A 12616-nucleotide genomic window follows, 5' to 3' on the forward strand; every position below is an offset into this window, starting at 1 on the left:
TGGCTAATTCAGCTTGTTGATTTCGGCTTCAAGCGCCTTTGCTGGCCTTGAACCTGGCGTCATTAGTTTTAGCAATGCCGACCATGCAGCACGCGCGGTCGCATTATCGCCGGCAAGGCGGGCAATATGCCCTTCAAAAAACAGCGTTTGCGGATTGTTTGGGGCAATCTTCTTGGCGGCGGCAAGCGCGGCTGTGGCCCGTGTGATATCGGCAGATGTGGTTCCAGACGCAAGGATCAATTCAAGAAAGCTTAGCTGGACGTCAAGATCATCAGGCGCTGATCGGGCAGCATTGGCAAGCGCTTCAAGCGCCTTTTCGTTTTGGCCAAGAACATCATAGGCGCGGGCAAGCCGAACCCAGCCATCGGTATCATCAGGCGTTTCGACAAGCCGGTCTTCAAGCCGCTTTACCATGCTGGCAATCATCTCATCGCGCTCAGCCTCGGTCATATTGGCGGCATCGGCCATCGCTTGGGCATCGGGTCCGGCTGGTGCGGCGGCGGTGGCTTGTTCTGGCGGTAATGTGATATTACCAGCCTCGGCGGCACGTTGCATATTTTCACGAACAAGCGTCACCCATGGCGCATCAGGGTTTGAGACGGCAAGCAATGCCTGCCACTGGCCAATGGCAATGGCATAATCACCATCTTGAAATGCCGCTAAACCGTCAAGGAACAGCGCTCGCGGTTCGGCCGGATCAGTCTCAAGAACGGTTTTAATCAACGCGCGGGCAGGGATTGTGACCTGTCCGTCGGCGGCACGGCTCAATGCTTCGGCAAGCATCGAGGTGATGGCAATATCGCCTTTGGTGATGTCGATGGCGGTTCGAAGCGCGCGGATTTCGGTTTCATTATCATTCACATTGGCCGCTGCCTGAGCCAGTAAAAGCCATGCCTCAACGTTATTTGGTGATGCCTCGGTTGCCTTGATTGCATCACGAAGCGCGGTTGCCGCCGCATTCTGGTTTTGACTGGCACCTGCCTTGGCTGCGGTGATTTCCGCGCTACGGCTGGCAAAAGGGCGGTCGGGGCTTTGTGGGTTGCCAATGCCAAGATAGATTACCAATGACAATGCCGGCATCAAAAGGCTGGTCGAAATGTTGCGCGGCGTTAAAATTGACGTTCCGCTTTGCCCCAGCCGATCCATCTCGGTGCTAAGCCCAAGCAGCCGCCGGTCAATGTCGCGGCAGGCGCTAGCGTGTTCTTCGGCGTTGATATTGCCATTGGCGTGATCGGCATCACAACGCTGGCGTTCGGCCTGTAGAAGATCAATTTTGCTGAATAGCGCGGCGGTTTGTATATCGGTTGATTGATGTGGGCAGCCACGGCTGATGATCCACAGTAACAGCCCGGTTAAACCAAGCCCGATGACAATCGCAACGATAATCACCGGCAGGCTGGCAAGTGACAGATTATTCAAAATTTGCGCGGTCATGTTTTTGGCCTGTTTTCACTGTCACGCCTTGCCAGCATTTTTTGGATACGCGCGCGTTCGGCGGCGTCTAATTCAGTGGCAATGGTGGCACCGCGCTGACGCCGTGCCATCATCACAATTAGCCCACCAAGAAGAATAAACCCAAGCGGGGAAAGCCACAAAAACAATGTCGCCCGATCCAGCGGCGGGTTAAGCAGCACATAATCCCCATATTTTGCGCGAAGCTGGTCAATGATTGCGTCATCGCTGGTGCCGGCGGCAATTTGGCTCCGAACTTCGCGGCGAAGATCGCGAGCAAGATCGGCATCGCTGTCATCAATTGATTGATTTTGACAAACAAGACAGCGCAATTGTTTTGATAGATTGCGTGCTCGCTCTTCAAGCACCGGATTGGCCAGCATTTCTTCGGCGGTAATGGCGTATGCCGGTGTGGTTGTGGCGCTGATCAACACAAGGCCAATGGCCATATTCAAAAGGGCAATCCCGATGAGGATAGGCGTCCGCCATAAACCCGATGCCGTCATCATGATCCAAGCGCCTCTAATGCCGGAAAAACCGTGCTTTCAAGAACACCGCGGGTCAATGGCCCCGCGTGACGCAGCTTTACCACACCATTTGCATCAAGAAGATAGGTTTCCGGCACGCCATAAACGCCCCATTCAATGCCGGTTCGGCCATCAGCATCCATACCAATCGCCTGAAACGGATTACCATATTGCTGTAGAAAGGCGGTTGTGTCTTCGCCGCGATCTTTATAGGCAATGCCAAAAATAGCAACGCGTTTTGACAGCATTTCAAGCGCGGGTGCTTCGGCGCGGCAAGGCGCACACCATGACGCAAAGAAATTCACCAAAACCGGTTTGCCCTGAAACATGGTCACTGACACGTTATTGCCGGTTGCTGATCCGGTTTGAACAAGCCGCGGTAAATTGGTTTGCGGTGCTGGTTTATCAATAAACACCGATGGCAATTGGGTAGGGTCACGACTGCCCGATAATGTGCCGTAAAGCGCCATCCCGCCAACCAAGGCCAGAATGCCAAATGCCACAAGCGGCAACAGGAATGACAGGCGCAGCTGGCTCATCAGGCACCACCATCCGGCGTGGATAGGGCGCTTGCTGCATTTTGCTGCAGGCTTGCCTGTTTGGTTGCGGCGCGTTGACGTCCAAATGCGGCAATCAACCCACCAAGTGCCATAATCACTGCACCGCCCCAAATCCAGCTGACAAGCGGCTTGTAATAGAGGCGCAAAGTATAACCGATTTTACTGTCACCATCGCCAAGAACGGCATAATCATCACCGCGCAAGGTTGGCCGGATAGCCGCCTCGGTGGTGGTCTGGCGTTCGGCGTTATAGACGCGTTTTTCAGGGGTCAGAAGGGCGAATAATCGGCCATCTTCATCGCGATATTCGAGCTGCGCGGCAAGCGCTTGGTAATTTGGCCCTTCGACCTGCTTTACCCCGGTAAAGGTTACATTGCGGTCGGCAATCTGGATAACATCACCCGGTTTTGCCCGCACCACCTGTTCGCTATTGAAAAGATTATCGCCAACGGCACCAAGCATGAAAATCACAACGCCAAAATGCGCCACCCACATGCCAATCGCATCATTCGGGATGCGCTTTGCGCGTGCGCCGATGCCGGCTGTGCCATTTGGTTTTAGCTGTTGCCAGATATCGGCGCCAATGCCTGCGCCAAGCCATCCGATTAGTCCCAACGCTGCCAAAGGTCCAATGCCAAAGCCTAAGGCAAAGCTTGACCCTGCCAACGCAATAATGCCAGCACCAACCGCAGCGCAGGTCAGCACTGGCCGCAACCGCGCTGTTTGGCCCCGCCGCCATGCCATGACCGGCCCGATTGCCATAAAGACCATCAAAAGCGCCATGACCGGATTGAAAGTGGCGTCAAAAAAGGGCGGGCCAACGGTAATGCGCGCCCCAGTCACCATTTCAAGCCCAAGCGGATAGAAGGTACCAAGAAGCACAATCGCCGTTGCCACAACAAGAAGCATATTATTGGCAATCAAACCACCTTCGCGGCTTGTCAGGGTGAAATCGGCAGTTGTTACCAATTGCGGGCCACGCCATGCGTAAAGCGCCAAAGGAATGCCAACGGCAAAAAGCAAAATCGCAAGCACGAAAACGCCGCGCGCCGGATCAGACGCGAAGCTGTGAACTGAGGTCAATAAGCCTGACCGCACAATGAAGGTGCCAACAAGCGATAGCGAAAAGGCCATAATGGCAAGAAGCACGGTCCAGCTTTTTAACTGGCCACGTTTTTCAACAACAATTGCCGAATGCAACAAGGCAGTCGCAGCAAGCCACGGCATCAATGATGCATTTTCGACCGGATCCCAAAACCACCAGCCGCCCCAGCCAAGTTCATAATAGGCCCACCAGCTGCCAAGCGCGATGCCGCAGGTCAGCGCACACCATGCCGCCATGATCCATGGGCGCAACCATTTTGCCCATAGACGATCAACTTCGCCGGTAATCAACGCCGCAACGGCAAAGGCAAAGGCCATCGACAGGCCAACATAGCCAAGATACAGCATTGGCGGATGAATGGCCAAACCCGGATCTTGCAAAATCGGGTTCAGCCCCTTGCCATCAAGCGGTATATTGGCAAGCCGCAGAAACGGATTTGACGTAAATAGACTAAAGGCCAAAAAGCCGGTCGTGACCATGCCTTGAACCGCCAGAATTCGCGCTTTTAACGTCATTGGTATGGCGCTGCCGCCAAGCGCCAGAACCCCGCCATAAATGGCAAGGATCAAAATCCATAGCAGCAAAGAGCCTTCATGATTGCCCCATGTACCGGAAATCTTATAGATCATCGGCTTGGTCGAATGTGAATGATTGGCAACAAGCGCAAGCGAGAAATCTGACGTGATAAAGCCCCAGACGAGCGCGCCAAACGAAAAGGCCACGGCAAGCGCAACGCTGATCGCTGCTGCCGGCGCAATCAGCATCATGGCGCTATTGCCACGCGCAGCCCCAAAAAGCGGCAAAACACCTTGTGCAACGCTTAGAATAAACGCGGTGATAAGGGCAAAATGTCCAAGTTCGGCAATCATGACATCAAACAGCTTTCGGTTAAAAGATAATGCGCATCCGAACGATCAAATCTACGGACGCACTCTATCATAAGATTGCGTCTGGCAAAATGCTGGCAGGCATGAACCCGACCGGCAAGACGATATGTCGCACACCCGCTGCATGGCGGCTAGGCTTTTGTTTGGCAGGTTAGCCTTGCCCATAAAACAACCAATATAAAAAGACCGGCACGGTGGTGCTGGCAAAAACCGTGCTGACCAGAATGGCCGATGCTGTACGCCCCGTATAGGCGCCATAGTGATTGGCAAGCATAAACACATTTGCGGCAACCGGCAGGCAACTCGATAAGATAGCAACCTTGATCCAAAGTGGGTCTTGACCCGGTATCGCCAAAAAGAAGAAGCGACCAGAAGCGGATGAACAATCAGCTTCAACATGGAAATGGCGGTCACTTCGCCCGCCGCCGCCCGAACCGGCTGGCCAAATAGCGTGGCACCAAGGGCAAATAGGGCAACAGGTGCTGCGGCACCGGCTAAAAGACTGCCAAATTGCTGGGGAATCTTTGGCAAGGGCAAACCCGATGCGGAAAATAACAACCCCGCCAAAACCGCCAGCACCAGCGGGTTGCTGACCATTGTGATGGCAATCCGTTTCACCGACTCGGTAACGCCGCCATCATTGCCAGCAACAAAACAAGAGGTCAGCGCCAAAAGCACGATTGTATCGGCAAATAGGATCAATGCCATTGGCAAGGCGGCGGCATCACCAAAGGCAAGAATGGCAAGGGGAATGCCCATATAACCATAATTCGGATAGGCCACATTCAACCCGAAAATACCGCTTTCCAGACGCTTGAGACAAAACAGCCAATAACCGATCGCGGCGGCGGTCAGATACATGATGATCGTGCCGCTTTCATAGCGCCAGACAAAACCCCAGTTCAGAATGCTTGATGGCTCGCTTGCCGATACTTTCAAAAACATATAGGGCGGCAGCGTGACATAAAATGCAAATCTAGACATCGTGCGCGCGCCAGCCGCGTCGATAAACCCGATTGCATGCGCGCCAAACCCAAGAAAGATAAGCGCAAAGAACGGGATCGAAATATTTAGGACGTCAATCATGGAAACAATTTTCGTTGTGGCGGTTTTGGTGTCTATAGCATGGCGGGTGCGGGTGCGGCTATGGGCTAGAGGCTTTGCCAGCCTATATTATATGCTGGTGCCTTGTTTGGGCATCATCAGCGCAAATGATGATAGGCTTGCTGGCCGCTATCAAAGGCCTGCTCAACCCTCGGCCCGCCAAGCCAATCGCCGGCAATCGCCAATTTTCCATCATGGCTAAGACGCGGCGCATCGCTTGGCGCGGCTGTTGTGACTTTGGCATAAAGCCAACGATGTGCGGCGGAAGTGATGATTTTGCCAAGTGTTTCACCTCTTAGATTTTGCCAGATTTGACACAAGCTTTCGATTACCATTTGCGGGTCATTTTGCAGATGCTGCTGGCTCCATACGCCAGTTGCCTGAATGGTGAGGGCGGGCGCGTCAAGGCCGGATTGTTGATTTGATCGGGTGAATTCGGGCACTCCAAGCGCGATGCCAGCCGCCTCGTCACGCAATGGTTCGGTGCCAAGACCACGATCATCTTCAAGCCCAAGCATGATTGTCCAGCAAGGATCATATCTGGCAAGGCCAGCGGTGGCAGCAAGATCTGGATAGATATCGGACAAAAGCTTGCCGGTTTGCGCTGCTGGCGCGGTAATAATCGCTCGGCGGCCAGTGGCCACCAGACCACCCTCGTCAAAAAAACCAATATGGCCGCCATGGTGGGCAATTTGGGTAATTTCGGTTTGTTGGCGGATCATCAATCCGGTTGCCATGAATTGCGGCAAATCACGCATTGACGGGGTGCCGATCTGAACGTTCTTATCATCACTGATTTGCCAGTCTTTGATGTTTCCAGCTGCTGTTGCCTTGGCCAAAAGGCTGGCAAATTCGGCGCCCTTTGCTGTTACAAATTGGGCACCATGATTGAAAACAAAGCCATCTTGCCGCCGTGTGGATACCCGCCCGCCAAGCCGTCGCCCCTTGTCGATCAGCAAAACCCTTTTGCCGTCATCTTCGGCCAATCGGGCCGTGGCAAGTCCGGCAATGCCGCTGCCAAGAACAAGAAGGTCAAACAAGGCCGGATCGGCTGCGGCTTTGGTTGGAGAAGATGCTGGATTTTGTGATGTGGTCACGGCAGATATACCTAAAATCAAATAACTTAACAGCACCCACCAACTGGGCTAGCTTTGCCCGCAGGCAAATTATTTAGATGGCAGTTGCAAAAGGACTTTTCATGCTTGGTGATATCATAGATTTTTGCGGTCTCATATGAAAAGCCGAATTGCGGACTCATCAGGCTTTTCCGCCTTTCTGGGAATCGATTGGTCAGGTGCCAAGGCAAAAAGCCATGCCGGATTACAGCTTGCACATGCCATCCCCGGAACGGGGGTGCCATTGCGGATATCGCCACCTTTGTCAAAATATTGGTCACGCCAGCAGGTTTTTGATTATCTTGTTGAAATAGCTGAAAATGCCAAAGGAAAAGATCCGGTTTTGGTGGGAATTGATTTTGCCTTTGCCCATCCGTTTGCCGATAAGCACAGCTATTTTCCGGAAACTGATTTGTCACCTGCCGATGTCGTTTCGCTATGGGCCATGATTGATCAGGTAAATGCTGGCCAGCCTGATCTTTATGGTGGGGCAATGTTTCGGCATGCGATATGGGGCGAGTACTATTTAGCACCGCCACATTATCAGGCGCGGCATTATGCCAGCCGCCGCCGTGTCACTGAAATTGCAGCGCGGGCAGCGGGGCGAAGCCCCTCGCCAACCTTCAAGGCGGTTGGTGCTGACAATGTGTCAACAGGTTCACTTGCCGGAATGCGGTTGCTTAACCAATTAAAACAGCAATTGGGCGCGCGGCTTTCGGTTTGGCCTTTTGACGCGATTGTTGCGGGTCAGACTAATCTGGTTCTGGTGGAAATTTTTCCCAGCTTTTATTTTTACCGGCTTGGCATGGTGCCAGCAAAAAAGGCTGCTGCCGATCCGGCTTTTCTAAATCAGGCGCTTGCCGGTTATGGCAGTGATGGCGTATCAGCCGATTTTCGGGCGATGGGGCATGATGCGGATGAAGCTGATGCCATCATCGCGGCCGCGGCTTTGCGGCATTTTAGCACGGGATCAAGCTTTTGCCTTTCGGCTGATATCAAACTCGCAGCACGGCAAGAGGGCTGGATATATGGCGTTCCCTTCACATTGCCAGATGATTTTTTGGGCATGTTGTAAATTGGCAAAGCCATTTTTGCCAAAGATGGTTTTTGCTTAATTGCAATCAACCGGTACGAGGTCTATATTTAGTCTGTAATTTGGCCGGTTCGATGCCGTGCCTTTCAGGAGAATATCATGTCATCATTGCTTCCCCATATTGATCCGGATGGATTGCTTGAATATTCGGTGGTGTTTACTGACCGGTCGCTTAATTCAATGTCAAAGTCGTTTCAGGGCGTGATGAATGACATTTCGGCTGCGTTAAAGACGGCTTATAATGCTGATGCGGTAGTGGTGATTCCGGGTGGCGGCACCTATGGAATGGAATCAATTGCGCGCCAATTTGCCGGAGATCAGCATGTGATGGTCATCCGCAATGGCTGGTTCAGCTTTCGGTGGTCGGAAATTCTTAAAAAAGGAAAAATTGCTGCCAGCACAAAAGTGCTGAGTGCGCGTCGTCAGGCGGGGGCTTCGGGCAGTAATCAGCAAGAGCCTTTTGCGCCGGTGCCGATTGATGAAGTTACGTCCCGTATTGCGGCCGACAAGCCTGCAGTTGTGTTTGCCCCGCATGTCGAAACGTCGGCCGGGATGATTCTTCCCGATGATTATATCAAACAGGTTGCGGCAGCGGTTCATGCCGTTGGCGGTTTGTTTGTTCTTGATTGCGTTGCATCAGGCACGCTTTGGGTTGATATGAAGGCGCTGGGTGTCGATGTGTTGCTGAGCGCCCCGCAAAAGGGCTGGAGCGCATCACCTTGCAGCGGGCTTGTGATGCTGTCGGCGGCGGCGGTGGCACGCGTTGGCGAAACCGAATCCAATAGTTATGTTTGCGATGTGAAAAAATGGCATGGCATTATGCAGGCTTATGAAAATGGCGGCCATGCCTATCATGCCACCATGCCAACCGATGCTTTGGCGGTTTTCCGTGATACGCTGATTGAAACACAGGAATATGGCTTTGAAAAAGTGCGTGACGAGCAAATTGCGCTTGGCGCGGCCATCCGCAAATTGCTGGAAAGCCGTGGTTTCCGGTCAGTTGCGGCCGAAGGCTTTCAAGCGCCAAGTGTGGTGGTTAGCTTTACCGATGATGATCTGATCAAGAACGGCAGTAAATTTGCTGCCGCCGGTGTTCAAATTGCCGCTGGTGTTCCGCTGGAATGCGGTGAGGGGCCAGATTATAAAAGCTTTCGTATTGGCCTGTTTGGGCTTGATAAACTTCATCACATTGATCGCACCGTGCGCAATTTCGAAGCGGCGCTTGATCAGGTTATGGCTTAAGACAAAGCGCCTGTTTCGCCTTTCGGGTCAGCCGTTTGATGGTGATTTCACGTTTGCTGGCGGCTGATCGGCTGGCGGCATCTTCGCGGTAGACCAGCCGTACCGGTCGTCGCGCCGCTGTATATTTGGCACCAGTTCCGGCATTATGTGACTCAATTCGTTTTTGCAGATCATTGGTGATGCCGGTATAAAGACTGCCGTCACGGCATTCAACGATGTAAACAAGCCAGTCCATAAACGCATCACCCATCACATGGTTTGGCTATAGCATAGCGGACAGGGCGATATTTACCAGCATGCTAGCGTGGCTGGCGCGATAAGCGGTACAGTGGATGCACCGAACAGGGTTTTTGGGATTTTGGGTTTGAGAATGGTTCGGGCAAAGTGATGATGGCAACCGATATTGATGTTATGGTCATCGGGGCAGGGGCGGCCGGTTTGATGTGTGCCAACACCGCTGGCAAACGTGGTCGGCGTGTCCTGCTTGTTGATCATGCAACGAAACTTGCCGAAAAGATTCGTATCTCAGGCGGAGGGCGGTGTAATTTCACCAATCTTTATACAGCGCCAGAGGCGTTTTTGTCAGCCAACCCGCATTTCTGCAAATCGGCGCTTCGGCAATATGACCAGCATGATTTTATCGCGCTTGTTGACCGTCATAAGATTGCCTATCACGAAAAAAAACTTGGCCAGTTGTTCTGCGATGATTCGGCGCAAAATATCATCGATATGCTGGTTCTTGAATGCCAGCAGGCGGGTGTTGATCTGCAAATGGGGCGCAAAATCAACAATGTTGATAGGCGCGAAGATGGTTTTCACATCACCCTTGATACAGGAGTTGTTCGGGCGCAATCACTGGTGGTGGCAACCGGCGGCCTGTCGATCCCGAAAATTGGCGCAACGGGTTTCGGCTATCAGCTTGCCAAACAATTCGGATTGCAGACTCTTGCGCAACGACCTGGCCTTGTGCCGCTGACATTTGATCAAGATGTACTGACAAGATGCAAGTCCCTGTCCGGCCTGTCGGTTGAGGCTGAGGTTGGTTATCGGTCAACGGCTTTTGCCGAAGGGTTGTTATTCACGCATCGCGGCCTAAGCGGCCCGTCAATTCTGCAAATTTCATCCTATTGGCATGAGGCAATGCCGGTTTCGGTAAATTTGGCACCCCAGCATGACGCGGCGGCGCATCTTCTTGGTGGCAAGGCCAGACAGCCAAAGGCGGATGTGGCAAATTGCCTTGCTGATTTACTGCCAAAACGGCTGGCCGCGGAAATCTGTGATCTTGTTGGCGTTGTTGGACGTCTTGCCGACCGCAGTGACAAACATCTTCGCTATTTGGGCAAAATGGTGAATGATTGGCAATTGACTCCGAACGGCACTGAAGGCTATCGCACCGCCGAAGTGACACTTGGCGGGGTTGATACCAATGGCCTGTCATCAAAAACGATGGAAGCCAAAACCGTGTCTGGTCTGTATTTCATTGGCGAGGTGGTTGATGTAACCGGTCATTTGGGCGGCTATAATTTCCAATGGGCATGGTCATCTGGCTTTGTTGCCGGACAAAATGCCTAGCCCCATGATGGCCATATAACAGGCGGCTATGTGACAGGAACCGTTTAATCGCCACCGTTCATAATGGCCATGCCATAATGACGATTCACTAATCGCTATTCGACCGGCCGCCAATCAGCATGCTCGGGGTCAAAATAGAGCAGGCTGCCATCGCCAATATCGTTCCAAAGTCCGTGAATTGAAATGGTTTCGCCCTCGACGGCTTCGCGGACAAACGGAAAGCTCATAAGATTTTCCAACGATACCAGCACCCCTTCACGTTCAAGAGCAACAAGCTGTTCTTCGCGTGAGCCGAGATTCTTGACGCGTTCATAGCCGGGGCGAAGGATGTCCATCCAGCGGCCAACAAAGCTGGAGGATTGCTCAAGTTCAGGCGCTGCACCTGAACACATTTCATAACAGCCATTCACCCCGCCGCAATTGGAATGGCCAAGAACCACAATATGCGCGACTTTAAGCGTTGTAACCGCATATTCAACCGCAGCTGAGGTGCCGTGATGATCGCCATCGGGCTGATAGGGTGGCACCAGATTGGCAATATTACGGTGGATGAAAAATTCACCTGTATCCGAGCCAAAAATCGCCGTTACATGAACCCGGCTGTCACAACAAGAAATCACCATGGCACGCGGATGCTGGCCCATATCGGCAAGATGCCGGAACCAGGCTTTATTTTCCTGAAATTTTGTCGCTTTCCAGCCAAGATAACGTTGTGCCAGATAGCTGGGAAGTTGCGTTGCCGCCATGTCAGTCTGCTCCGATCAGGTTATGTAATTTATCTTATAAAGATTGCCAAGCTTGGGCGGGACGATAGCGGATCTGATCACTGAAATCCAGCTTATTGCGGGATAATAGACTGTTTTACTGATCGATATCATCGCCATAGCGTGCGCCAAGTTCGGTGATGACACTGTCCAGAAATTTGGCCGCTGCAACAGGTAGAACGCGCCCTTTTAGCTGGCCAATATGCAAAATACCAGCTGGCACATCGGCAAGATCAACCGGCCTTGTTACGATCGCGCTGTTAGGTGTGGGAGCGGTGATCAGGTCGCTTGGCATGGCGATTGGAATTTGAAAGGAAATCACCATTTCATGGGTCAGATAATTTTGCAAAAATTCCTGACTGTTTGATTCGATTACCGTTCCAAGTTCGACATTGCGCCGGATAAGGCCAACATTGAGCAATTGCCGTAATCCGGCATCGGCACGCGGTAGAATGGCGGGTTGCCCAACGCAATCGCGAAGCCGGATCATCGGTTTTTTGGCCAAAGGGTGATCGGCTGACATCATACAATAAAGCTGTTGACGGGCGGTGGCCATTGTCTGGAAATCAGCGCTTTTGATCGGTTCAAAGATCAAAGCCAGATCAGCCTCTAACGTGCGAAGCGCCTGTTCGGCCGAATCCCCTGACTGGCGGACCAGATCAAAAGTAACCGCCGGATGTTCGCCGCGATAGTGGGCAACGGTTTCAGGCAGAAAATAGCGCATCGTATCAGCGCCGCTGGCAATGCGGACATGACCACGCCGAATTCCCGATAGATCGGCAATTTGCGATTGTACCCGCGCCAATTCGGCGGTTTGGGTGCGGATATGCTGGACAAATAATTCACCCGCGGTGTTCAGCCTGACCCCCGATGCCAAACGTTCGAACAGGGGTTGGCCGATTTCGTCTTCAATTTGCAGAATCCGCCGATTCAACGCGGTTGAGGTGATGGCTAGCTTTTCGGCGGCTTTGCGAATTGATTTTTCGCGGGCAACCGCGTCGATAAAGCGTAATGACGTCATAAAGCGCATATCAGAAAACACCCCAAAAACTGGCGAAAACACAAAAATTATGACGCCAGCTTAGCTATGTGATGCAAAAACTGCATCACAATTATGCAAAACTAGCAGAATTTTTTTAATCAAACAGCTGTTAGTACCGTGCCATCGGCTCAAAACCGCGGGATCGACGGCGCCC

General features: G+C 52.5%; 12 protein-coding genes. 3 read left to right on the top strand and 9 right to left on the bottom strand.

The features are described 5' to 3' along the window. Nucleotides 1-3 precede the first annotated feature (3 nt). From ABXT40_RS03705 to ABXT40_RS03730, 6 genes are all read right to left on the bottom strand, one after another. Nucleotides 4-1434 carry a TPR domain-containing protein gene (locus ABXT40_RS03705; RefSeq protein WP_443646494.1) on the bottom strand — a complete coding sequence of 477 codons (1431 nt, stop codon included), beginning with the start codon at nucleotides 1432-1434 and terminating at the stop codon, nucleotides 4-6. After that, the gene (locus ABXT40_RS03710; protein WP_443646495.1) at nucleotides 1431-1961 is read right to left on the bottom strand and encodes a cytochrome c-type biogenesis protein; all 531 of its coding nucleotides are present in this window, start codon (nucleotides 1959-1961) and stop codon (nucleotides 1431-1433) included. The genes ABXT40_RS03705 and ABXT40_RS03710 overlap by 4 nt, the downstream gene beginning before the upstream one ends. Further along, a complete protein-coding gene (locus tag ABXT40_RS03715) occupies nucleotides 1958-2518 on the bottom strand; it encodes a DsbE family thiol:disulfide interchange protein (RefSeq protein WP_443646496.1) in 561 nt (186 codons plus the stop codon). Before ABXT40_RS03715 ends, ABXT40_RS03710 begins: the two co-directional genes overlap by 4 nt. Then, complete coding sequence (locus ABXT40_RS03720; RefSeq protein WP_443646497.1) at nucleotides 2518-4512, bottom strand: heme lyase CcmF/NrfE family subunit; 1995 nt, start codon at nucleotides 4510-4512, stop codon at nucleotides 2518-2520. The genes ABXT40_RS03715 and ABXT40_RS03720 overlap by 1 nt, the downstream gene beginning before the upstream one ends. A 51-nt stretch (nucleotides 4513-4563) precedes the next feature. Then, on the bottom strand, nucleotides 4564-5616 hold the full coding sequence (locus tag ABXT40_RS03725) for an AEC family transporter (RefSeq protein ID WP_443646498.1): 1053 nt from the start codon (nucleotides 5614-5616) through the stop codon (nucleotides 4564-4566). Nucleotides 5617-5732: 116 nt separating this feature from the next. Next, nucleotides 5733-6731 carry an NAD(P)/FAD-dependent oxidoreductase gene (locus ABXT40_RS03730; RefSeq protein WP_443646499.1) on the bottom strand — a complete coding sequence of 333 codons (999 nt, stop codon included), beginning with the start codon at nucleotides 6729-6731 and terminating at the stop codon, nucleotides 5733-5735. 136 nt (nucleotides 6732-6867) lie between these two features. Here ABXT40_RS03730 and ABXT40_RS03735 point away from each other — a divergent pair, with 136 nt between their 5' ends. Together ABXT40_RS03735 and ABXT40_RS03740 are read left to right on the top strand one after the other, a co-directional pair. After that, a complete protein-coding gene (locus tag ABXT40_RS03735) occupies nucleotides 6868-7824 on the top strand; it encodes a hypothetical protein (RefSeq protein WP_443646500.1) in 957 nt (318 codons plus the stop codon). A gap of 117 nt (nucleotides 7825-7941) precedes the next feature. Then, a complete protein-coding gene (locus tag ABXT40_RS03740; RefSeq protein WP_443646501.1) occupies nucleotides 7942-9084 on the top strand; it encodes an aminotransferase class V-fold PLP-dependent enzyme in 1143 nt (380 codons plus the stop codon). On the opposite strand, the gene ABXT40_RS03745 is transcribed toward ABXT40_RS03740, so the two are convergent. Then, on the bottom strand, nucleotides 9074-9319 hold the full coding sequence (locus tag ABXT40_RS03745) for a GIY-YIG nuclease family protein (RefSeq protein WP_443646502.1): 246 nt from the start codon (nucleotides 9317-9319) through the stop codon (nucleotides 9074-9076). The genes ABXT40_RS03740 and ABXT40_RS03745 overlap by 11 nt on opposite strands. A gap of 155 nt (nucleotides 9320-9474) precedes the next feature. Here ABXT40_RS03745 and ABXT40_RS03750 point away from each other — a divergent pair, with 155 nt between their 5' ends. Further along, a complete protein-coding gene (locus ABXT40_RS03750; RefSeq protein WP_443646952.1) occupies nucleotides 9475-10656 on the top strand; it encodes an NAD(P)/FAD-dependent oxidoreductase in 1182 nt (393 codons plus the stop codon). A 95-nt stretch (nucleotides 10657-10751) separates the two neighbouring features. Here ABXT40_RS03750 and ABXT40_RS03755 read toward each other — a convergent pair whose 3' ends face one another. Together ABXT40_RS03755 and ABXT40_RS03760 are read right to left on the bottom strand one after the other, a co-directional pair. Beyond that, nucleotides 10752-11402: a carbonic anhydrase gene (locus ABXT40_RS03755; RefSeq protein ID WP_443646503.1), complete on the bottom strand. Its 651-nt coding sequence runs from the start codon at nucleotides 11400-11402 to the stop codon at nucleotides 10752-10754. A gap of 115 nt (nucleotides 11403-11517) precedes the next feature. Then, nucleotides 11518-12483 (bottom strand): LysR family transcriptional regulator, encoded by a 966-nt coding sequence (locus tag ABXT40_RS03760; protein ID WP_443646504.1) that lies wholly within the window; start codon nucleotides 12481-12483, stop codon nucleotides 11518-11520. Between the last annotated feature and the right edge of the window lie 133 nt (nucleotides 12484-12616).

It is taken from the genome of Candidatus Ponderosibacter sp. Uisw_141_02 (genome assembly GCF_048087665.1).
Lineage (GTDB): Bacteria > Pseudomonadota > Alphaproteobacteria > Puniceispirillales > Puniceispirillaceae > UBA3439.